A 20,516-nucleotide genomic window follows, 5' to 3' on the forward strand; every position below is an offset into this window, starting at 1 on the left:
GCACTCCCAACATGACGGTGTAGGTGAAGAGAGGGCGCAAACAGGAATAATTGCAATGACCTGAACTCATCACTGTATACGGACAAGTATTTATTACTAGCAGCCATGTAACCGTATGAACCGTTTGTAGTGCGAGTGCTGGATAGAAGCCCACCCTCTATCTGGCACTGGCCCTACAAAGCCATAAAACAAATAACGCTCCAAGTGAGCAGGGTAAGTAGCACAATGACAAGCAAAGAAGCAGCAGTAAAACCACAAGAAGTTGATTCATCTAAGAAGTTCAATGCGTCAACGTTTTGGCTCACGGTAGCGCTTACGATCTTCGCTACGGCAGTCGTCGTCACTATCGCGAACTGGTTCCTGTACACCAACATCCATGCAACGGCTCGCCAGGCTGTAGTGAGTGACATGCAAGTAGTGTCAAAAGCTCAAAGCAACTAAAGGCCGTCAGTAGTTCGCTAGACATCAAGACGGTAAATGAGCCGGCCCAAGTGGCAGAGACGCCACAGCCGGCTCCAGAAGCAGTCATAGCGCAAGTAAGCGCAGCACCTATCCAAGCAGCACCGAGCGAGTCAGAAGCAGACGCTAAGGCCTTCATCTACTTCAAGGAAAGTACGAACCGCCTGGACGCTCAGAACAGCGGCGGTTGCAAGGGACTCGGCCAGGACTGCAACGGGCAGCTGGTCATTGACTGTCCCAACTGGCAAACAGACTACGCGTGCCAGGACGCCTACTGGGAACGGTACATGGCATCAAGGTACGGAACCTGGGCAGCAGCCAAAGCACACTGGCTGGCACGAGTCCCGATCAATAATAAAGTCGTAGGTAACTGGTGGTAAGCCACCGAGGAACACATGAATGACGATACTAACTAAGGTCCTGGTCGGATCTCGACTTCACGGACTGGATAACGAACAATCTGACTTTGACTACCGTGGCATCCACATGCACGACCTTCAAGACGTACTGAGCCCGTTCAAGACGCTCAAGAACACCACCTGGATTGAGGGCGACGAAGATAACACCAGCTACGAACTGGCGGACTTCTGCAAGCAGGCTGTCCACGGTAACGCAACGATCCTTGAAGTCTTCTTTAGCAACAAGATCATCGAGACAAGCCCCGTGGCTGATGAACTCCGTGCCAACTGGCACCGCTTCATCGACACAGACAAAGTCGTCATGGCCAGCCGCGGGTACGCGCAGAACCAGCTCAACAAGATGGAGCTCTTCGACGACATAGGCGTGAAGGACCAAAGACGCACGAGCAAGTTCGCGATCGCCTACTGCCGCGTCCTCTGGCAGTGCGCCGAGTTCCTCAAGACTGGGACGTTCCCCTGCCAGATCACGGACCCCGAGCTCAAAGCGTTCCTACTAAAGCTGAAGGCCGGCTGGGATGACAGGTACCTACCGGAGTGTACTGAACGCTTCGCACGCCTCCAGGCAGAGGTAAGCCATGCCTGGGCAACCACAGAACACAAGATGAAGCCCGACACCGAGTGGATCGAGCAATTTATTTACAAAAGCTATACAGGAGTACCAATGAGTGGAAAGAACTTATAACACCGCACCACAGAAGCCGAAGTTAGACGAGTACGTCAAAGCGGGCCTTGTCCGCAGCCAAACCAATGATGCGGGCACCCTGACAATCTATGTCTACAACGAGTTCACTCAGTTCGAGCGTCTCTGGAACAACGTCACGCGGCAGTGCCGTGGCCTCGTCGTGGACAACAACAGTCGCTGTGTCATCAAGTGTCTGCCGAAGTTCTTCAACTCGGATGAGCCGGAAGCACTGCTCGAACGGCCACGAGACATTGACCCAACGACGCTAGTAGTCCAAGACAAGCTCGACGGCTCGCTGATCCAAGTTGCCAACGATCCAGAGCACGGTCTAGTCGTCACTTCAAAGGGCAGCTTCAACAGCGATCAGGCCAAATGGGCAAAGCAGATCATCTCCGAACAAGAGATGGCGCAGTACTTTGAGCTAGGCCTGACTTACATTTTCGAACTTCTTCACCCTGACAACCGCATCGTCATCGATTACGGCAGCCGGCGTGAACTAGTCCTTCTTGCTGTCGTTGAGAACGAAACCGGCAAAGAGCGTGACATCTACACGAAGCGGTTCAACGCCTTCAGCCGAGTGAAACAGCTGAGTAAGTCCCTAGTCGACGACATCTCCTCCCTTAACGACGGTCGGTTGGTTGAGGGCATCGTCGCCAACTTTGGCGGCTACCGCATCAAGATCAAGACCAGCGAGTACCTACGACTACACCGCATTGTCACTGACTTCACCCCTAAGCGCGTCTGGGAAGCTCTGAGCAACGGCGACAGTCTTGACTTCGAGAGCATGCCAGAAGAGTTCCAACGGTGGCTCGACAATACAGCGGCCGAGTTCAAAGACGACTTTGCGGAGCTGGATAACGAGATCCGCCTCGAAGCGGAAAGAGCCATCGATCTCTCAGACAAGGAACTAGGGCTGAGTCCTGACTTCAAGCACAAAGGCATGATCTTCATGCTCCGAAACGGCAAGTCGGTTGACCAGGCGATCTGGAAGTCCGTCAAACCAAGGAAGGAGGTGATCAATGCCTAAATTACTCATGCTCAAAGGGCTCCCGGCAAGCGGCAAAAGTACTTTTGCCAAGGAGTTAGCCAGCCAAGGTTGGGTGCGAACGAACAAAGACGATCTTCGCGCCATGCTCAACGCTAGCAAGTGGAGCAAGGGCAACGAGAAGTTTGTCCTCAAACTGCGTGACCACATCATCAGATCCGCACTCACTGAAGGCAAAAACGTCGTTGTTGATGACACCAACTTCGCGCCTTCGCACGAGGTCACGCTCAAGACCATCGCTCAGGACAACAAAGCGAGCTTTGAGACGAAGTACTTCGACACTCCCTTAGACGAGTGCATCAAACGTGACTTGGCTCGATCAAACAGTGTCGGGGAAGCGGTCATCCGCAAGATGTATAACGAGTTCCTGAAGCCCGCGCCTGACGTCATCGAACACGACTCGTCGCTACCAGGTGCAGTTATCTGCGACATCGACGGCACTTTGGCGCACATGGTCAACCGTGGCCCTTACGATACTTCCAAGTATCTCGATGACGAGAAGGACGACTTGGTCCATTGGGCATTCGCTCGCCTGTCCGTCGAGGGCGGCAAGCGAATCATCTGCTCTGGCCGTTCAGACGAGTTCCGAGCCGATACCGAACAGTGGCTTGCCGACAACGGCATCACCTATGACCTTCTGCTGATGCGCCCAGCTGGCGACGTACGCAAGGACAGCATCGTCAAACGCGAGCTTTACGAGCAGCACATCAAGGGCCAGTACAACGTACGCCTAGTGCTCGATGACCGCAACCAAGTCGTTGATATGTGGCGCGATGAACTCGGGCTCAAGTGCTTCCAAGTAGCGCCGGGGGACTTCTAATTGTGAGTGCAGGAAATCGTGTCTTTATTCGATCATATTGTGAAGCTCCGTGCGACTGCCCGACTTGTCATGATGGTGAGCACACAACGCTGGTTGAAAAGTGCGTCTATTGTCAACTGAAGTGGTACAACTGCGGACAATACAACGAAGATTGGCTTGCTGATCACCCATACATAGAACACGTCGAAACGAAAGCACCTCTGAAGAGGGATGTTCTTCAGAGCATGAGCGACGAAGATGTCATCAAAGAGATGATCAAAGACTGGAAGCGAAGCAGAGGAGCAGGACAACTACGAGAATCCTGAGCTGCGGGCTTAAGTAGCGGCAACCAGACGAGTGCTATGCGAGAGCACTCGTCTTTTTTAGAGGCTGCTGCTGCCCTTCCACTCATCCGGCGTCACTCGCTTGATACTCGATGAGTGCGCCCAGCCGATGTGGTACTTGCCAGAGACATCCAGCCATTCGATCAGGCCGTAGTGCGGCGTCCAGGCCACCGCCTTGCCGTACAACTCGCCCACCTTCACAAGCGGGCGACCGTACTTCGGGAAGTCGTTGATGGGAGCCGGATCGTCGATTGGCCGGCTCTCTTCAGCGTCCATCCTGGCCATCATGCGTTCCACATCGTCAGGAGAGCCGTGCTTGATCACAGCACGAGTATAGAACATACGTTCGAATACAAGTCCTCACTCCACTGGGTGAGGTCAGCCATGCAAGAGCCTATGGTTCATTTCCGCACATTTGAATCCAACCGATCACGTACACTCTGCGGCATGGTTGAACAGCCATCAGCTTTATACGCCGTCGTGACGTGGTCAGAGGCCAGATCATAAATGCCGACTGTTGCCACTGCCTGCTGCCAGCCACCCATCCCTTCTATCTGCCGTGGCACCCACACGTTAGCCGCACCGTTCACGTACTCCCACACAAGGCTGTCAGTCCGTTTGTCTAGAGAGATCCCGCCTTCGGCCGGCCGACGCACACGGTTAGGTAGGGGTAAGACGCCCATGAGCTGAGCCGCCTGATACTCGGTCATTCTCGATGGGGGAGTGTTGTAGTAGTACCAGGTGGCCGCGCAGATGCCATAGACGTGCGGACCAAACTGCGCGTAGTTCAGGTAGAGCTCCAAGACGCGCTTATCCGTCAGGATGAAACTGAACTCACTCGCAAGGCCGGCCTCCAGCCCTTTTCGCAGAGCGCTTTGGTCCGGCCATAGAAAGATGTTCTTGACGAGCTGCTGCGGGATGGTTGAACCACTCGGATCAGGCTTGCCTTCTAGATTCGCCTTAGCCCTTGCTTGGAAGTCCTCCATATCGAAGGCCCCAGGGCGAGTCCCCAGTTGCTGATCCTCATGCGCGATAGTCGCCGCTAGGGCAAAGCGGCTGATGTGGTCGATGGAGACGAACTGGTAGGCCACGGGCTCGCCGCCTTGCAGCATGTACGACGTACGCGGGGGAGTCCACCAGATGAATGAGACGGTGGCCACCAGGCTCAGAATGACCAGGACAAAGAGGAGTTTGAAGCAGCCGCCGATGAATCGAAGTAGGCGGTGCTTCTTTCGCTTTCGTGGGGAAGAAGTGACTGTTGTGGTTGCTGGGACTGCGACTGTTGCCATTTGTCGAGCTTTCCCGAAAAGAATACTCCCACGGGGAATAGGGAGGTAGCAGAATTATACGCCTATTGGTAATAGTCCGCTTTTAATCTTTTGGTGTGGATAACTAGACTGGTCGGTAAAAATAGTGTGCTATTTTCTGTTTTTGCCTCATACTCAACGGCAGAAATTAAGCAGGAATAATCAAGTATGAGAGACATCAAGTTTAGAGCGTGGACAGGCTCGAAGATGGAACACAACGTGATGGCTGGATGGCTCGGCGCGTTTTACGTTCAAGGCATTGACGCAAAAGACTCAGCATCTATGAGTCCATCCAATACAGTTTTTCCCGAACAGACACCGCTCATGCAGTACACCGGTCTCAAAGACAAGAACGGTGTGGAGATCTATGAGGGCGACCTGATGCAATGGATTGACTGGGAACAGGAACTTACCGAAAGACCCGACATTTACCGCGTTGACTGGCTCGACAAGGAAGCACGATTCTCGCTCAACTGCTTTCGTGACGGTAGACATCTAGACCCGAAGGAGGACATGCTCCAGCTCGATGATCAATTTGAAGTCATCGGCAACATCTACGAGAACCCTAGGTTGCTAGAGAAGTAGGACATAGAGAACGACAGCTGGGCGAGGCTGTCGTTTTGGTGGACCAACTAGGGCTGTGAGTCGAACTTTCGATTGACACCCGTTCCATATACGCGGGTAACCTTTCCACTTGAATCGAAGTAGACATCGACGGACACAAGATCCTTGTCGAGGCACGTAAGTTCTGAACTCAGTGAGACTCCTGAGTTGAACGTCTCCCAGGGTGACGTCACCCGACATCCTTCTATCGCCGCCATGACCCGGTTCGATCCAAACCTGACGGTGGGTGAGATGTACTTAAAAGCTGTGGCATCACCGCCACGGCTGAGCGCATAGATCAGCTTGCCAGCGTTGGCGGCCTGCGTTTGGTTTACAGCAGGAGCAGAGCTCGCAGCGGCAACTGGAGGCTTGGCTGATGCACTTGATGTGGATGCACAACCAGCAGCCGCTATGGCGACTCCTAGCGTGAGGATACAGGCGGCCAGGCCGCGGCGTCTCGATGACGGTTGAACACGCGAATCACTCATCTGAATATCCCCCAAGATATGAACAAGTAGGTCTTGTTCATATCTTGGACTCTAGTAGACCGCGGACAAGCCCAGTGAATGCCTCGTCATAGATGATCTTTCTAGGACTTACGGTGCTTTCATTTGCTCCGAACGCCAGTTGGTTGCGAGGGTGAGGCGGCCCGGCTTATTCTTTCGGTTCTTCGTCAGGAAGCGGTGAGATCTTGTTCAGCACCTTTTCCGTTCCGCTCCCGACTGCCTTGACGACATTCGGTGCGGTCATGCCCATCAGACTGATGATTGAGGCGTAGGCAGCAAGGAGTTGCCAACTTCCCACGATGACCGCGAAGAACATGAGGTACGTCAGCAGCTTCATTGCCCTGACGATGCGTGCACGCTGTACCGGGTCCGTGAAGTCTATGAGCTGGGTAAGCTCGTCAAGCTCGGCCTGAAGCTCAGGGTGGTTCTGGAGAAACTCTTCAATTTCTTCCTCGTCAGCGTCTGCTTCCTCTTTCAGTTCTTCAACGTCGGCAAGCAGCATGGACCAGTCGTTCGCAGGCATCGAGATCTGGCTTGTAGGCAAAGAGGATTTGATCGTATTGACGACATTCGCCAGGAGAGGCGCCAAGGCACTATTCAGTTTGTACTGCTGTTCCGCGATCCTCGCTGCCTGTGTAACTGCCGGCTGCATATGAGCCGTCATCATCTCGGCCACGCGGTTCGATCGGACGATCTCACTTGTGAGCTCCTGCATGCGTGAAGCAAAGCCGTTCAGTTCTTTGTTCTGGCCAATGATGTGCTCTGTGATGGCGGCAAGTGCCGGGCTGGTCAGTTGCTGGCGAGCAATATCAGCGGCCAAGCCAGCCGCCATCTGGCTGTCCATGAACTTCGAAGCGGCAAGGCTAGTCGCCCTAAGGGTCGAGGCATACGTGGCTTGGCGCCCCAACGACTCCACAAGCCCGGGAAAAACTGACTTCTGGAAGCCGGCAATCTTGGCTAGGTCCTTCTCGGTCAGCCCGGCAGCGATAGCCTCATAATTCAGCTTGACTCGCTTGCTTGGCTGAGATTCATTAATTTCCTGCTCCATACAGCCAGCCTAGCTGGAGGGTACGGCAATTTGCGTCTGTCAGACCCTGGTCACGGTCACTGCTGCGGTCTCGGCGTCACGGGAGCCGCTGGGCCGATACAGTTCCGACCAAAGCATGCACCACCAAACCTATACGACCCTTCAGGGAGTTCAGAGCTCGAACAAGCTATCTGTGGCCGGCTTGACTTTGATCTTCTCGGCCGCGATGTACGGAAGGATCGTTCCTGGCATCTTCGGCAAGTTGCCGGCCAGTAGGTCGTGGATATCCACATGCTGCATCTTCGGGAATGTTTGCCCGTTAGCGGGGTGGGTGAAGACACCGCCGTGGTCCATCTCTTCTTTCACACCACGAGTAGCTGGTGCCATGGTGATAAGCACACCCATGTGAGCATCTGTGGTGCGCTCGACAGTCCCCCGGAGATCCCTGGCGAATGTAGGGGAGACCGTCTTACCGCCCTTCACGGAGACAAGTACCTTGCCGAGCTTGCCACGTCCGTCGATCGGGAATCTGGCCGTGCCATCAATGCCACGGTCTCCGACCTGCTTTTGGTTTGGCTCAGCGTTGATCAGTGAGACGGCCCAACGTTCGAAGTCAAAGGGGGAACGTTCAAATAGGGCTTGTGCACTGCCGACATCTGATGGAATGCCATTGACATCGATAGTCTTCAAGATCGCTTCGCCGTATGTGTGCTCAAGGCGCTTCAAGATCAAGTCAACCGCGATGTAGGTGATGTCTATGCCGATCCACTTGCGCCCCAGACGTTGAGCTGCATCAACTGTGGTCCCACAGCCACAGAATGGGTCCAGAACGACGTCACCTGGCTCTGTGCTGAGACGGAGTATGCGGTCAAGCAGCGTTAGTGGCTTCTGTGTGGGATACCCAAGCCGTTCGGCCGCCTGTGAGTTGAGCGGGGAGATATCCGTCCAGACGTCTCCAATGGATCTACCGCGTTGTTCATCAAGGAAGCGCTTCATCTGAGGAACACTGCCAGGCTTTGTTTGGATGACTAGACCGTCATCGTATGCTTTTTGCATCCGCTCTTTGGTCCAGCGCCAAACACGCGTAACACCAAGGAACTCGTATGTGAGATTGGGTCGGTCGGGACTTGGATTGATGAGGTTATCAAGGCGATAAAGGCGACCGCTGCTGTCGCGCTTGTTGTACTTGCCGGCTGTCCTCTCATCCAAATCGTTCTCGTCGTAGGCGACAAACGATTCATCTTGATTCCATTTGGCCGATGATGTTTTGACGTAGCTCAGAATGACGTCGTGATTCGTTGGCAGGCGCGTCGACGATAGGCTCTTGGAAGCAGTCCGGTTCCAAATGATTTCGTTACGAAAATTTTCCGGCCCAAAGATTGCGTCCAAAATGAGCTTTAGGTAGTGACTCATGGTGGGATCACAGTGGAGGTAGAGAGCTCCGGTCGGCTTTAGGGTCCGGTGGAGTTCGACCAGGCGGGGAGCCATATTGACGATGTACGCCATGGCGTCATTCTCGCCGAGCAGCGTCCTGAAGGCCGACACAGCGTCAGCCACACGTCCGGGCGCAGTACTAACAAATGCCGTGTACTGATCTTCGGTCACGTGCGTCCAGTGCCACGTATCCTCGAAGGCCTCGATCTGTGCGCTGTTCGCATCGCTAACCTGCCCGTTGCGACTGAAGATCACCGAGTAGTTCCGGTTGCTGTTGAATGGCGGGTCTAGGTAGACCAGATCGACCGATTCGTCCTTGACGTACTGTCCCAGCACATCGAGATTGTCCCCATAGTAAAGCTCGTTCTTGTCCACTCGTTCACCCTAGCCGACGTGCGTCGATTGGCACGGGCGTGTCGCCATGTGGAGACGCGCTCACAGATTCAGTCGGGCACTGGCTGACGCCGACTCTATATCATCGTCAAATGAGCATCGATGACGAGTTGAATCAGCACCTCAGCGTGCTTACCCAGTCCGACACTGGCCAGCGGAGGCAAGAACTTGAGGGTGAGCGACTAATTCGCGCGATGCGCGAAACCTGTGTGGAAATTGCTCGTGTTCTCTGGGATCGAAGAATTCCGGTCAAACCGATCATGGTGCGGTCGCCACAACCATCTTCCCGTCTCGTTCATTTCTTCAAGGGCGATGAGTCGAATCCGCTGATCAAGGCAGCTGATGGCTGGGAGATCATTTCCCACTTCTGCATCGACACGTCAGGCAAGATCTGGCAGACAGCCAAGGGAGACGACGAGTGGGAACCTGCCGACATCGCTTGGTGGGAACGCCAGTTTTCACGAACGGACATCCGCACTGAGGCATTTGTCTATATCTCGGGGAACTACCTGACGAAGATGATCGATGATGAAGGCAACCCTTGGATTGAGATGCGCCGCACGACCTACAACGCCCAGGGGCACGCAGGATCTGAAGCCCTGCCGGTTCGTGACTTGTTACTCAAGGGAACGGCCGAGTGCATCGCGCACCACTCGGCTTAAGCCGCTCAAGCCGCGATAAGTGGTCTTTCAATTTTCGTCCGTCTGTGCATAAATAGACGCAACATATGGCAGACACTGAAACACCAGAACAAACGGAAGAGAAGAACAAGGGCGGCCGGCCTCTCAAGTTCAAGACGGTCGCGGAACTCAAGAACCAGATCGAGACGTACTTCAACCTCTGCGACCCTCACACAGAGATGCGGCGCATGGAAGACGGTACTAAGCAGGACGGCTCTACGAACTGGGTCACTCGCGAGGTAATGACTGAGCAACGTCCGTACACGATCCTTGGGTTAGCCCGTGCATTAAAAACCCACCGGGACACTCTCCTGGACTATGAGTCAGGTATGTACGACGACCGTGATGACACTGACGAGTCAGGTGAAAGGTTTTCCGACGCCATAAAGGAAGCCAAAGCCCGTATCAACGAGCAGGTTGAAGAGCGGATGATGAGTGGTGATGCACCGGCCACCCCTTCCATCTTCTGGCTTAAGAACAACTCCAACTGGAAAGACCGATCAGAGGTTGACCACACCAGCAAGGGTGAGTCGATCAGCCAGTACAGCCAACTGACGACAGAGGAGCTGCGCAAGCTCGCATCCGGTGGGTGATGAACGGGCTCGACTACGTTCGGCAGCAGGCCCAGTTTGAGCTAGCTCGGCGTCACTTCTACGACTACTGCCAGCTGAAGTACCCTCGCCACTACGGCGACGATCGAACGTATCTCAAAGAGGTGTGCGAGAAGGTCCAGGCGTTCAGTGAGCAGAATCAGAAGCGCTTCCTGGTGATCAACATGCCACCGCGCCATTACAAGAGCTTCACGGCCGGCAACTTCGTGGAGTGGCGATTCGGGGAAGACCCGAGCCGCAAGGTGATGACGGGCTCTTACAACGAAACGCTTTCAACGACCTTCGCCCGAAAGGTCCGCGACACGATTGATGAGACGCCGGCAGACGGCGTGCTTGTTTACAGAGACATTTTTCCTAGTACGACCGTCAAGTACGGTCAGGCAAGTGCCAGCAAGTGGGCGCTCGAAGGTAGTAGCCAGGACAACTATCTCGCAACGTCCCCAAGCGGCACAGCAACGGGATTCGGCGCCAACGACATCGTGATCGACGACATCATCAAGAATGCTGAGGAAGCCTATAGCGAGATGATCCTTGAGAAGCACTGGAGCTGGCTGACGAACACCATGCTCTCCCGTACTGAGGGTGACGACTGGAAGGTCTACGTCTTCATGACCCGATGGGCAGAAGGAGATCTGGCAGGAAGGATCATTGACGCCTTTCCTGATGAGGTGGAAGTCATCACGTTCAAGGCAGTCCAGGACGACGGCACGATGCTGTGCGAGTCCGTACTGTCGCGACGGGACTACGACCTCAAGACCAAAGAGATGAACCACGACATCGTAGAAGCTAACTACAACCAGCAACCAATCGATGTGAAAGGCCGGCTGTTCAGCGCCTTCACCGTTTACGAGTCCTTACCGGCTGGCCCACATAAGCGCTGGAACTACACCGACACCGCCGACACAGGCTCGGACTTCCTTTGCAGCGTGGACTACATCGAACATGAAGGCGAGGTGTACGTCACCGACGTCGTCATGACGGATGAGGCTATGGAGAACACGGAGCCCAGCGTCGCAGCCATGCTTGATGCGGACGAAGTGAACGAGGCAACCATTGAGAGCAACAACGGCGGCCGCGGATTCGCCAGGAACATTGAGCGGCTTCTGAAGGACACTCACGGCAACAGGAAGTGCGTCGTCAAGTGGGTAGCTCAGACAAGCAACAAGGAAGCTCGCATCCTGGCTTCAAGTGCCTGGGTCAACAAACACGTCATGATGCCCTACAACTGGAAGCACAAGTTCCCAGAGTTCCACAAGCAGCTCATGGCCTATCAGAAGAAGGGCAAGAACAAGCACGATGATGCCCCGGATGTTTTGGCGGCTATCTACGAAAGAGTGGCGAACCCATCAAAGAGCGTTTTCCGTGTCAGGAGTGCGTGAGTCAATAAAAGCTATTCATTCGAATTTGCTTTAGTGTTAATCTAAAAACATATATGAGCGCCGGAACTATCGAAATCAAACAAGGAACGGACAACAGCCTTAAGCTGCACTTTTCAACGAAGGATGCCACGACCGGAGTGGTCACCGACGTCAATATCACGGGCTGGACGATTTACTTCACGGTCAAGAAGACAGTGCGCGACACTGACGCCCAGGCGCTTATCTCCAAGACTGTCACCTCCCATAGCGGCCCCACTCAGGGCATTACCTATGTGCCTATCAGCTACGGCGAATCAAGCCTCCCAGTGCGCGGCTATGTCTACGACATTAAATCTGTGGACGCCGGGGGAGCGCGCCAGTCATCAGGCGTCGGCACACTGATCGTCAGCGACGTCGTGAGGGACAACTAGATGGCAGACATCACGGTTGACGTCTCGCTCAAGCAGATAAACGTCGAGGTGACGATGGCAGGGGCGGTGAACTCTGTGACCAGCGTAGCCGGCAAACAGGGCGCCGTTACGCTCGCTAAGGCTGACGTCGGTTTGAGCAATGTGGACAACACCAGCGATCTCAGCAAGCCGATAAGCACGGCCACGCAGACGGCGATTAGCACCAAGGCAGATAAAACCTACGTCGATACCCAAGACGCCCTGAATGTGTTGAAGAGCGGGGATACGATGACTGGCGCCCTCGTCACAACTGGTTTGACGGTTGATACGAATACATTGCATGTTGACCCTATTAACAATCGCGTCGGTATCGGTACGGCCAGCCCACTAGAACCACTTCATGTCGTGACTTCTGACTATGCAACTATGCGTTTTGATGGAGCCTCCGACGGTGGATACTTCTACGCCGACGGTGTTTATCACTTCGTTACGATGGGTTCACGCACGGCGACTGACGTATTGTTTGTTCGCGGCTCTACTCCTCAGCTCAAGCTGTTATCAACAGGTATAGAGGCCGCAGTCGTGTTTAAGCCCGTTCAAGCTCCGACTGCCTCAGCTCCCGCGTACGTCAAAGGAGGCATTTACTTCGATACGACCCTCAACAAGCTTCGTATCGGTGGAGCAACCGGCTGGGAAACAATAACAAGTTCATAGGAGGCATATGCGTAACTTGCAGATCATCCAGGCACGCATAGCTGAAAGAGTGCAAGAAGAAGCGTCAGAAGTGCAGGAATAGCTATTTAAGCCACTGCCCATTGATGTTACTATCAAGACAGAATCATAAATAAGGCAATAAACAACCCTCTATGCAAAAACGGACACCCTTTCGACAGCGCCTGGCTAACGTAATTAGCGGGAACAGCAAGTCTCTGATACCGGCGCTGAACCCCGTCGATGGCGTGAACTTCCCTGGGGGAGCCGGCGGCAGACTCAACACCTACGCGGACAAGCCAGCTCAGCTCGCAGCACTTACCGGCTGGGTGTTCGCAGCCAACAGCGCCATTGTTGAACCGTCAGCAGCCGTAGAACTCGTCTTGAAGCGCAAGCTGCCGGACGGCACCAAAGAGGTTGTGACGAGTGGCCCAGCCATGGAGATCCTTGAACTGATCGATGGGCCCAACGTGGTTCATACCGGCGAACAGATGCGCCAGCTTCACTTCACCTACATGAACGTCGTAGGGGAGAGCTACATCTTCATGCGGGACGTCAGCGGCGAGGCGTTTATCCCATCTAAGGGGCGCCTGCCGGCTGCACTCGATATCTTCCCCGCTCACCTTGTTCATTTCCGCCTGGGGGAGACGTACACCAAGAGCACCGTCCACATCGGCTCTGAGACGTATCCAGTGACCGCCTTTATCCGGGACCTCAACCCAGATCCAGCTAATCCCTACAACGGGCGCTCGATCATTGCCGCGTCGGCTGCGACTCTCGACATTGAAGAGCAGATGAAGGCGTGGAACCAACAGTTGTTCGCCAATGGCGCTCGGCCGAGCCTCATCTTCCAGACTGATCAGCCACTCGATGATGAGTCCTACGCCAGGTGGAAGGCGCAGTTTGTCGATGACCACACCGGCACTGACTCGGCATACAAGCCACTGCTGATTGAAGGCGGCAAGGCAACTCCATGGATGCTCAACCAGCAAGATCTTGATTTCCTCGAAAGCCGTAAGTTCAGCCGCGACGAGATCTTGGCGATGTTCAAAGTCAGCCCTGGCATGATCGGCTCAGTCGAGAACGTCAACCGTTCGAACCTTGAGGCCGGCTTCTACGTGAATGCGGTCGTCAACGTTGTGCCTCGCGTCCGTCAGTTCGTTCGCCAGATAAACGCGACGCTGGTCAAGGTCTACGACCCAACGCTGGAACTCGATTTCATCAACCCGGTCCCTGAAGATGTTGAAGCCAAGCTCAAGGCCGCTTCTGCAGGTGTGGATAAGTGGTGGACAAAGGACGAAGTTCGAGAGATGTACGGCGAAGAAGCACTTCCTGGTGGCCTCGGTGAGCAGATCATCGTGCAAGGCAAGGGTGCGATCTCCTTGGAAGATGTGCTTGCCGGCGGAACCGAGAAGCCAGCGACCGACGACCAGGCGAAGAAACCAGCTGCCGAAAGCAAATCCTTAGAGGGTAAGCAGAGCGTAAAAAAACCCTAACGCCTGAAGAGATTCAGGCAGCTCGTGACCGCCGCGGCGAAGCTAAAGCGGCCAAGTACAACCGGCGCGGCGAAGTCTACGAGCAACAACTTCTGGTCGCACTACGTCAGCAGTTCGAGGCTCAGCGTCAGAACATCATCAACAACGCCGCTACGAAGCATTTGAAGGACTACGGCAGCCGTCGAATCACCAAACGCGATAAAAGGGACTATCTAGCTGCATTGCTCGCCTGGAGCGCCTATAACGACGCCATGCGGCTTGCTATCGCGCCCATCATCTACGCCTTGATCGTGGAGACAGGCAAGACAGCTACCGGCGACTTGAACCTAGATCCAAGCATGTTCAACCCGACCACCCCTGGTGTCCTGAACTACTACCAGCAACGGTCGCAGAAAATCGCTGAGGACGTCAACGCGGAGACTGAGAAGCAGCTACGGGCCACGATTAGCCAGGGAATTGATAACGATGAGACCGACATCGAGCTACAGGCCCGGATCGAAACTGTCATGGGCTCGGCACTGACCTATAGGGCCGACCGGATCGCTAGGACGGAAGTGACCAGGGCGCAAGGCTTTGCTGATGTAGAAGCGTGGAGCCAGTCGGGAGTCGTTCATGGCAAGGAGTGGTACGCGATTCTTGATGAAAGGACGTGTCCTTGGTGCAACAGTCTGGACGGGACGATCGTAGAACTTGATACCGACTATTTATCTCTCGGGGACGTGCTAACGGTTGATGGAAAGTCACTCAACATCTCATACGACAATGTCCCCACGCCTCCAGCTCATGTTTCGTGCCGCTGCCGAATATTGCCCGTGACTGTCCCAGTAGACATCTAATCCAAATTGGTGGCCATTCACTGATATAGCTGTTGTATTTATTTGCCGAATAATTTACCTTAAGGACAGAAACATAAAAGAGACTTATACGAATAGCCATGACTGAGATACGCAAGATAAACAAGCTCTTCAACATCGACATCAAGTCAGTTGATGAGCAGAAGCGCCAAATCACCTTCTGCTTCAGTGACGACCAACCTGACCGGCAAGGCGAGATCGTCGACCAGGCCAGCTGGGACGTCAAGAACTACATGAACAACCCTCTGATCCTGTGGGGTCACGATCCGAGCGAGAACGAGAATGTGCTCGGACAGGGAATCAGCCTGGACCTGAACAATAACGGCAAATCCTTCATCACGGCACAGTTCGATGATGCAGAAACTAATCCGAAGGCAGACATCATCTTCCGCCAGCTGGTAAAGCGCACACTCCGTTGTGTCTCTGCCGGCTTCATCAACCACACCTGGGACGTACAGAACGATGTGCCAATCCTAAAGGACAACGAACTGCTCGAAGTCAGTGTCGTTGCCATCCCAGCCAACCCACGCGCCATCGCCCTGGGCCTGAAAGAAGGCTCGATCAACCGCAAGGACGCGACCTGGCTGATGGACAGCATGCGCAAGGAAGCCGACCTACTCGAAACCCAGCTCAAGGAACAAATAACGGATACAGGAGAAAACATGGACGAAGTTAAATCACAGCTATCAGCACTCACAGACGCACTCGGAAAAGTTACCGAGACGATGACTGTGCTCGGCGAGCAAAACGCTGCCATGGCCGCCAAGCTCGAAACCATCACCTTCCCGGTTGAAACAGACGAAGAGCGCGAAGCTCGTGAGGCTAAGGAAGCAACTGACGCTAAGGCGACAGAAGAGGCTGCCAAGGTTGCCGCCGACGAGGCCGCTGCGAAGGTTGAGACTGACAAGAAGGCAGCTGAAGAGGCTCAGGCCGCCGCTGATGCCAAAGCCGCTGAAGAAGCAGCGAAACCTGTCGAGTTCGACGAGAACGCCGAGCTGACACCTGAACTTCAAGCACAGATCGACGCCGATCTAGAAGCCGCACATTCAAATCAATAGCCAATGAGCACAGCTCACCCCCCAGTAGAACTTAGCTAAAGGCGGCGTAACCCGACCAGCCTGGTGCTAGGACGAAGCAGACTACGGTCTCTCGGAAACACTACTAACCCGGTCCTCGACCACTTATATACACCTAAGGGGGTGATATGACTCAAACAGCAAAAGAATACATGGACGCCAAGCTCGCAGATATGCTTGACTCCAAACTAAAAGAGCTTCAGAAAAAAGAAGCCAAAGACGTTGTTAACAAGCGCGAGGCCCTTCCTAAAGAAGAGCGTGAACTCGTTAGTAAGTTTTACACCGCTCTTGCCAGCGGTGACCAATCACAGCTTGCAGAAGTAAACGGCCTCGTATCTAAAGAATACAAAGCCAAAGCACAGTCTGAAGGCACGCCTGGTTCAGGTACTGCTGGCGGCATCCTGGTTCCTACAGCCGTAGCCGACAGCATCGTCAGCAAGATGAAGTACATCTCGCCTATGCGCCAGATCTCTACTGTCATTAGCGACATGCCTGCACAGCTGGTCCTACCAAGCGAAAACGCCATGGCGACTGCTTACTGGGTAGCTGAAGGTGCGCCGATCACTGAGACTGGTGAAGTCTTCGATCCAAACGTACTGACGCCATTCAAAGCGGCTGCTCTTGACAGCTTCACGAGCGAGATCATCGCTGACGCTGCAACTAACCCAAGCATCCAGAACTACGTCGAGCAACGCTTCGCTGTCGCCCTGGCTCTTCTTGAGAATGCTGCATTCGTAGGTGGTGACGGTAGTGGCAAGCCATTCGGTTTCCGTTCAAGCGCCATCACACCAAACTCAGTCGCACAGGCCGGCGCAACCGTTGCCTACAGCGACGTTACGAAGCTCAAGTACTCGCTGGGTACTGCTTACCGCACACAGGCAGTCTTCGTTACTTCAAGCGCAGGTGTTCAAGCACTTGAGAACTTGAAGGACACACAAGGACGCCCAATCTGGCGCGATGGCCTTGCAGACGGCACGCCTCCAACATTGCTTGGTAAAGCTGTCTACGTCGTTGACGAAATCCCTGCAAACCTTGGCGGTGGCACAAACGCAACTGAGATCTGGTTCGGTGTCTTCACCAACTACTTCATCGGTGACCGCGGTGGCCTTCGTGTTGACTACGGTACTCAGGGCACAGACTTCGCCGCTGACAAAATCAGCCTTCGCGTTGCAAAACGTGTAGCAGGTCGTCCAGTTATCGGTGAGGCCTTCAGCAAACTAACTGGCGTCATCAGCGCCTAGGAGGTGATTAATGTCTAAATTAATCGAACTACTCGAAGATGCGTATCCATTCGGCTGCAAGGGCGATGTCATCAAGGTGACAAAAGAAGGCCTTGCAGAGCTGGATAAGATCGCAAAGCGCGTTGAAGGCTCGACGATCTACAAAGAGTTCGTGGATGCCGCTGGACGCGCTGAGAAAGCCGTAGAAGCCGAAGTCGTAAAGGTGGAAGACAAAGCAGCTAAGGAAGGTAAGAAGTAATGAGCCACTATACTCAAGCCCTCCCTGCTCAAACTGCCGGCGGCGCGACCTCAACTACCTACGTGGGCACCGTTGAGACCACAGACGATGACGGTAGCACCCTGGTAGCAGTCAACCTGACTGCTCCAGCTGGCTACGCGACTGTCACTGGCGTGGCTACCAACAACGTGACGTTCAACGTCCGCCAGCTCCGCGCCGGTTCATCGCTTGGAACAGTCGCATCCGTGCAACTGGTGTCAGGTAAGAACCTGGTCGCAGAGACTCCACTCAACGTGCCGTTGACCACTCCACTTGCAGTACAACGCGGTGACGTGTTCGACGTACAGATGGTGCAGAACGGAACTGGCCTTGCGGTCGGTATCGGTGTCTTTGCACAAGTGGAGATCAACTAATAGGCTAAACACCTACGAAAACGAAACAGGCGCGTAAAAGCGCCTGTTTTTGATATAATGGTTATCAGCATGACGGAAATATGGTCTTATTGTGAAGCATTGCCTAAATATGAGGTATCAAACCTGGGGCGGGTTCGCCATAGGAAGCACAAACGCATTAGAAAACCTACTCCCAATGAAAACGGGTATTTGAAACTAGTCATGTGTGTCGAGGGACGATTCAGAACCTTTACTATCCACAGGCTCGTGGCAGCAGCCTTTTGTGAAAAACGTGAGGACGCGAATTACGTAGATCACATAAATCGACTTAGAGCAGATAACAGAGCTTCTAACCTGCGATGGGTCACTCAACGTGAGAATCTATCTAACAGGGGCACGGTACACGAGTTTTACGTCGCCGAAGTTGTCAGGCTTCATAAGTCTGGGCTCTCTAATACGGAGATCGCGAACAGGCTAACAGGACGGGCTGCGTCTACGATTTGACTAGTAATGGCTTTCTTTTTGTTTTAAAGTGAAGATATATATGAGTCAAATCTTCACCACTACCGATCTAAACACTTACGCAAACAAAACGTTAGTAGCTGGTATCGCGAGTCAGATCACGTCATCCGTGAACGCCTACATCGAAAGCCAGACACATCGCTGCTGGGGTGAAGAACGAACAGTCACCGAACGGTATGACTGGGGCAAAACGCTCTGGCTCCGCCACCAGGACGTCACGGCCATTGCAAGTATCAAGGTCGGTTGGCCAAATATCAGTCAGTCAACGATCCCAACCAATAGCTACTTCTTCAATCAATTGGGACGCGTCACCCTCTTCTGGCAGCTCACGGGACACGCTGCGAGCCCTAGCGGTTACTACAACGACTACATCGAAGTGGTTTACACCTACGGCAACACGACCGTACCGGATGACCTCAAAGAAGCGGCCATGGGCGTTGCGCTAAATCTCTATAACTGGGCTGTGGCCGGCGGCAAGGAAGTAGTTTCGACATCTGTTGGCTCGTTCCGTCAGGAATACTCGGGCGCTGTGCGAGGTGCACCTGGCACACCGACACCGTTCAAAGACGCAGCTGAAGCCCACTTCATGACAATCAAGGGCTACGCCATGCAGAGGGTCTAGTGGGACCGCTGCTTCAACACAGTTGCGATGTCGCCAGGAACCAGGCGGTTGGCACCAACGGGCGCAAGTCTTACGTGTCGCTCTATACCGGCCTTCAATGCCTCTTCTTGCCCATGACGGCTCAGGCAGCGGTCCAGAACGGCTTTAGCGTCGGGTTTGGCTGGGACATCTACTTCAATGACGGCACGGACATCCAGATTGGCGACAAGCTGACCTTTAGCGGAACTACCTACATCGTCCGCGGCAAGCAGCCTTACAGCGGCCTGCCACTTGTCAGTCACGTCCACCTCACAGCTGAGACGGAGCACGCCAATGGCCAGTAACGGCGTGAGGTACGAAGTCGTCATGGAGACCAACGGCATCCCCGAACGACTGTCACGGACTGCCATGGGACTGGACAGCCAGATCAATTCGTGGCTCCATAACGCCTCGTACATCGTCAAGGAAGAGATGAGCAGCCGAGCGCCCGAAGGCGTCGCCGGCGCCATGGGCCAGGGACTCAAGAACAACATCAGCATTGATATCGATCCCGTTCGAAGAACTGCCACGATCAAGCCAAGCGACAGCATTCCCTACGCAGATGCCGTAGAGACGGGCTCACGACCTCACAGACCACCTATGGGACCAGACAGTGCTCTGGCGCAGTGGTGCGAGATGAAGGGCCTCAATGTGTGGGCGATCGCCAAGGGCATCGAGCTCCGTGGCACCAAACCACATCCGTATATCGAACCGACCTATCAGGCAACCAAAGGCACAGTGGGAAGTCTGTTCAACACAGGGGTGATGCAATATTTAGAAAGGATGGCGCTATGAGTATTTACAAGGGGATGAACCGAAAGATAAAAGATGCCGTCGTCACGATGCTGTCCGGGATCACTTACGATACCGGAGCCGGAGCCGAGCCGGCCTTCGTGAACGTCCTGGACAACACAAAGGATGAGTTTGACGGTTATCCGTCGGTCCGATTGCTACCAAACGGCATGACAAGTACGACTGCGACGAGCGATGAGAAGGACCACACGGTGTCCTTTGCAGCCATCATGCACTTCCCGCTCAATTCACCGACTGATGTCGAGAGCGCTACTTACAACCACATGTATGACCTCACGGACCTGATAGTCGATACCACTGAGCACGGAGATCACATCAACCAGCTATCTGCGATCGATCCGACGATAGCCAACTGGATCATGAACGTCACCCAAGTGCGATGGTTCATTGCCAACGGTAAAAGTGGAGCCTTGCTACTGTGCAATATCAATATCGAGGTTAGCTATTCTAAATACACGTACTAGATGTTAAATTGAA

General features: G+C 54.1%; 24 protein-coding genes. 20 read left to right on the top strand and 4 right to left on the bottom strand.

The features are described from left to right. Positions 1 to 858 precede the first annotated feature (858 nt). The 3 genes from ACQCSZ_RS06120 to ACQCSZ_RS06130 are packed head-to-tail and all read left to right on the top strand — an operon-like array spanning position 859 to position 3,425. Positions 859 to 1,560, top strand: a complete 702-nt coding sequence (locus ACQCSZ_RS06120; RefSeq protein WP_427007173.1) for a DNA polymerase beta superfamily protein — start codon at positions 859 to 861, stop codon at positions 1,558 to 1,560. After that, entirely contained in the window at positions 1,544 to 2,587 is a 1,044-nt protein-coding gene (locus ACQCSZ_RS06125) for a T4 RnlA family RNA ligase (RefSeq protein WP_427007174.1), read from the top strand. Before ACQCSZ_RS06120 ends, ACQCSZ_RS06125 begins: the two co-directional genes overlap by 17 nt. Continuing rightward, positions 2,580 to 3,425, top strand: a complete 846-nt coding sequence (locus tag ACQCSZ_RS06130) for an AAA family ATPase (protein ID WP_427007175.1) — start codon at positions 2,580 to 2,582, stop codon at positions 3,423 to 3,425. The genes ACQCSZ_RS06125 and ACQCSZ_RS06130 overlap by 8 nt, the downstream gene beginning before the upstream one ends. A 362-nt stretch (positions 3,426 to 3,787) precedes the next feature. Here ACQCSZ_RS06130 and ACQCSZ_RS06135 read toward each other — a convergent pair whose 3' ends face one another. Continuing rightward, the gene (locus ACQCSZ_RS06135; protein WP_427007176.1) at positions 3,788 to 4,072 is read right to left on the bottom strand and encodes a hypothetical protein; all 285 of its coding nucleotides are present in this window, start codon (positions 4,070 to 4,072) and stop codon (positions 3,788 to 3,790) included. Positions 4,073 to 4,149: 77 nt separating this feature from the next. Further along, the gene (locus tag ACQCSZ_RS06140; protein ID WP_427007177.1) at positions 4,150 to 5,037 is read right to left on the bottom strand and encodes a transglycosylase domain-containing protein; all 888 of its coding nucleotides are present in this window, start codon (positions 5,035 to 5,037) and stop codon (positions 4,150 to 4,152) included. A 186-nt stretch (positions 5,038 to 5,223) separates the two neighbouring features. Here ACQCSZ_RS06140 and ACQCSZ_RS06145 point away from each other — a divergent pair, with 186 nt between their 5' ends. Continuing rightward, the gene (locus tag ACQCSZ_RS06145; RefSeq protein ID WP_427007178.1) at positions 5,224 to 5,640 is read left to right on the top strand and encodes a YopX family protein; all 417 of its coding nucleotides are present in this window, start codon (positions 5,224 to 5,226) and stop codon (positions 5,638 to 5,640) included. A gap of 672 nt (positions 5,641 to 6,312) precedes the next feature. Here the strand turns inward: ACQCSZ_RS06145 and ACQCSZ_RS06150 are convergent. After that, positions 6,313 to 7,212 carry a hypothetical protein gene (locus ACQCSZ_RS06150; RefSeq protein WP_427007179.1) on the bottom strand — a complete coding sequence of 300 codons (900 nt, stop codon included), beginning with the start codon at positions 7,210 to 7,212 and terminating at the stop codon, positions 6,313 to 6,315. A 150-nt stretch (positions 7,213 to 7,362) separates the two neighbouring features. After that, positions 7,363 to 9,000, bottom strand: coding sequence for a DNA methyltransferase (locus ACQCSZ_RS06155; protein ID WP_427007180.1), 1,638 nt, complete (start codon positions 8,998 to 9,000; stop codon positions 7,363 to 7,365). Positions 9,001 to 9,110: 110 nt separating this feature from the next. Between ACQCSZ_RS06155 and ACQCSZ_RS06160 the strand changes: the two genes are divergently transcribed. The 16 genes from ACQCSZ_RS06160 (at position 9,111) to ACQCSZ_RS06235 (ending at position 20,503) form a co-directional block, all read left to right on the top strand. After that, the gene (locus ACQCSZ_RS06160) at positions 9,111 to 9,680 is read left to right on the top strand and encodes a hypothetical protein (protein ID WP_427007181.1); all 570 of its coding nucleotides are present in this window, start codon (positions 9,111 to 9,113) and stop codon (positions 9,678 to 9,680) included. A 65-nt stretch (positions 9,681 to 9,745) separates the two neighbouring features. Beyond that, positions 9,746 to 10,291 carry a terminase small subunit gene (locus ACQCSZ_RS06165; protein WP_427007182.1) on the top strand — a complete coding sequence of 182 codons (546 nt, stop codon included), beginning with the start codon at positions 9,746 to 9,748 and terminating at the stop codon, positions 10,289 to 10,291. Continuing rightward, entirely contained in the window at positions 10,291 to 11,688 is a 1,398-nt protein-coding gene (gene terL, locus ACQCSZ_RS06170; RefSeq protein WP_427008263.1) for a phage terminase large subunit, read from the top strand. Before ACQCSZ_RS06165 ends, terL begins: the two co-directional genes overlap by 1 nt. A gap of 53 nt (positions 11,689 to 11,741) precedes the next feature. After that, the gene (locus tag ACQCSZ_RS06175; RefSeq protein ID WP_427007183.1) at positions 11,742 to 12,098 is read left to right on the top strand and encodes a hypothetical protein; all 357 of its coding nucleotides are present in this window, start codon (positions 11,742 to 11,744) and stop codon (positions 12,096 to 12,098) included. Continuing rightward, complete coding sequence (locus ACQCSZ_RS06180) at positions 12,099 to 12,791, top strand: hypothetical protein (protein WP_427007184.1); 693 nt, start codon at positions 12,099 to 12,101, stop codon at positions 12,789 to 12,791. A gap of 152 nt (positions 12,792 to 12,943) precedes the next feature. Beyond that, positions 12,944 to 14,284, top strand: a complete 1,341-nt coding sequence (locus tag ACQCSZ_RS06185; protein WP_427007185.1) for a phage portal protein — start codon at positions 12,944 to 12,946, stop codon at positions 14,282 to 14,284. A 251-nt stretch (positions 14,285 to 14,535) separates the two neighbouring features. Further along, positions 14,536 to 15,120: a minor capsid protein gene (locus ACQCSZ_RS06190; RefSeq protein ID WP_427007186.1), complete on the top strand. Its 585-nt coding sequence runs from the start codon at positions 14,536 to 14,538 to the stop codon at positions 15,118 to 15,120. A gap of 98 nt (positions 15,121 to 15,218) precedes the next feature. Continuing rightward, positions 15,219 to 16,196, top strand: a complete 978-nt coding sequence (locus tag ACQCSZ_RS06195) for an HK97 family phage prohead protease (protein ID WP_427007187.1) — start codon at positions 15,219 to 15,221, stop codon at positions 16,194 to 16,196. Between the two features lie 146 nt (positions 16,197 to 16,342). Further along, a complete protein-coding gene (locus ACQCSZ_RS06200; protein ID WP_427007188.1) occupies positions 16,343 to 17,455 on the top strand; it encodes a phage major capsid protein in 1,113 nt (370 codons plus the stop codon). Positions 17,456 to 17,465: 10 nt separating this feature from the next. Further along, entirely contained in the window at positions 17,466 to 17,693 is a 228-nt protein-coding gene (locus ACQCSZ_RS06205; protein ID WP_427007189.1) for a hypothetical protein, read from the top strand. Continuing rightward, on the top strand, positions 17,693 to 18,085 hold the full coding sequence (locus ACQCSZ_RS06210; protein WP_427007190.1) for a hypothetical protein: 393 nt from the start codon (positions 17,693 to 17,695) through the stop codon (positions 18,083 to 18,085). The genes ACQCSZ_RS06205 and ACQCSZ_RS06210 overlap by 1 nt, the downstream gene beginning before the upstream one ends. 69 nt (positions 18,086 to 18,154) lie before the next feature. Then, entirely contained in the window at positions 18,155 to 18,568 is a 414-nt protein-coding gene (locus ACQCSZ_RS06215; RefSeq protein ID WP_427007191.1) for an NUMOD4 domain-containing protein, read from the top strand. Between the two features lie 40 nt (positions 18,569 to 18,608). Next, positions 18,609 to 19,208 carry a hypothetical protein gene (locus ACQCSZ_RS06220; RefSeq protein ID WP_427007192.1) on the top strand — a complete coding sequence of 200 codons (600 nt, stop codon included), beginning with the start codon at positions 18,609 to 18,611 and terminating at the stop codon, positions 19,206 to 19,208. Between the two features lie 74 nt (positions 19,209 to 19,282). Beyond that, complete coding sequence (locus ACQCSZ_RS06225; RefSeq protein ID WP_427007193.1) at positions 19,283 to 19,531, top strand: hypothetical protein; 249 nt, start codon at positions 19,283 to 19,285, stop codon at positions 19,529 to 19,531. Continuing rightward, positions 19,521 to 20,021 carry a hypothetical protein gene (locus ACQCSZ_RS06230; RefSeq protein ID WP_427007194.1) on the top strand — a complete coding sequence of 167 codons (501 nt, stop codon included), beginning with the start codon at positions 19,521 to 19,523 and terminating at the stop codon, positions 20,019 to 20,021. The genes ACQCSZ_RS06225 and ACQCSZ_RS06230 overlap by 11 nt, the downstream gene beginning before the upstream one ends. Further along, entirely contained in the window at positions 20,018 to 20,503 is a 486-nt protein-coding gene (locus ACQCSZ_RS06235; protein ID WP_427007195.1) for a hypothetical protein, read from the top strand. The genes ACQCSZ_RS06230 and ACQCSZ_RS06235 overlap by 4 nt, the downstream gene beginning before the upstream one ends. The last annotated feature ends 13 nt before the right edge of the window (positions 20,504 to 20,516 follow it).

The organism is Pseudarthrobacter sp. H2 (assembly GCF_050157045.1).
Classification (GTDB): Bacteria; Actinomycetota; Actinomycetes; order Actinomycetales; family Micrococcaceae; genus Arthrobacter.

What these genes read in the sequence shown, in the direction of transcription:
- ACQCSZ_RS06195 (WP_427007187.1), top strand. Translation starts at nt 15,219, where the DNA reads ATGACTGAGATACGCAAGATAAACAAGCTCTTCAACATCGACATCAAG.
- ACQCSZ_RS06160 (WP_427007181.1), top strand. Translation starts at nt 9,111, where the DNA reads ATGAGCATCGATGACGAGTTGAATCAGCACCTCAGCGTGCTTACCCAG.
- ACQCSZ_RS06210 (WP_427007190.1), top strand. Translation starts at nt 17,693, where the DNA reads ATGAGCCACTATACTCAAGCCCTCCCTGCTCAAACTGCCGGCGGCGCG.
- ACQCSZ_RS06185 (WP_427007185.1), top strand. Translation starts at nt 12,944, where the DNA reads ATGCAAAAACGGACACCCTTTCGACAGCGCCTGGCTAACGTAATTAGC.
- ACQCSZ_RS06120 (WP_427007173.1), top strand. Translation starts at nt 859, where the DNA reads ATGACGATACTAACTAAGGTCCTGGTCGGATCTCGACTTCACGGACTG.
- ACQCSZ_RS06190 (WP_427007186.1), top strand. Translation starts at nt 14,536, where the DNA reads ATGCGGCTTGCTATCGCGCCCATCATCTACGCCTTGATCGTGGAGACA.
- ACQCSZ_RS06205 (WP_427007189.1), top strand. Translation starts at nt 17,466, where the DNA reads ATGTCTAAATTAATCGAACTACTCGAAGATGCGTATCCATTCGGCTGC.
- ACQCSZ_RS06165 (WP_427007182.1), top strand. Translation starts at nt 9,746, where the DNA reads ATGGCAGACACTGAAACACCAGAACAAACGGAAGAGAAGAACAAGGGC.
- ACQCSZ_RS06235 (WP_427007195.1), top strand. Translation starts at nt 20,018, where the DNA reads ATGAGTATTTACAAGGGGATGAACCGAAAGATAAAAGATGCCGTCGTC.
- ACQCSZ_RS06220 (WP_427007192.1), top strand. Translation starts at nt 18,609, where the DNA reads ATGAGTCAAATCTTCACCACTACCGATCTAAACACTTACGCAAACAAA.
- terL (WP_427008263.1), top strand. Translation starts at nt 10,291, where the DNA reads ATGAACGGGCTCGACTACGTTCGGCAGCAGGCCCAGTTTGAGCTAGCT.
- ACQCSZ_RS06145 (WP_427007178.1), top strand. Translation starts at nt 5,224, where the DNA reads ATGAGAGACATCAAGTTTAGAGCGTGGACAGGCTCGAAGATGGAACAC.
- ACQCSZ_RS06215 (WP_427007191.1), top strand. Translation starts at nt 18,155, where the DNA reads ATGACGGAAATATGGTCTTATTGTGAAGCATTGCCTAAATATGAGGTA.
- ACQCSZ_RS06140 (WP_427007177.1), bottom strand. Translation starts at nt 5,037, where the DNA reads ATGGCAACAGTCGCAGTCCCAGCAACCACAACAGTCACTTCTTCCCCA.
- ACQCSZ_RS06200 (WP_427007188.1), top strand. Translation starts at nt 16,343, where the DNA reads ATGACTCAAACAGCAAAAGAATACATGGACGCCAAGCTCGCAGATATG.
- ACQCSZ_RS06175 (WP_427007183.1), top strand. Translation starts at nt 11,742, where the DNA reads ATGAGCGCCGGAACTATCGAAATCAAACAAGGAACGGACAACAGCCTT.
- ACQCSZ_RS06150 (WP_427007179.1), bottom strand. Translation starts at nt 7,212, where the DNA reads ATGGAGCAGGAAATTAATGAATCTCAGCCAAGCAAGCGAGTCAAGCTG.
- ACQCSZ_RS06230 (WP_427007194.1), top strand. Translation starts at nt 19,521, where the DNA reads ATGGCCAGTAACGGCGTGAGGTACGAAGTCGTCATGGAGACCAACGGC.
- ACQCSZ_RS06130 (WP_427007175.1), top strand. Translation starts at nt 2,580, where the DNA reads ATGCCTAAATTACTCATGCTCAAAGGGCTCCCGGCAAGCGGCAAAAGT.
- ACQCSZ_RS06180 (WP_427007184.1), top strand. Translation starts at nt 12,099, where the DNA reads ATGGCAGACATCACGGTTGACGTCTCGCTCAAGCAGATAAACGTCGAG.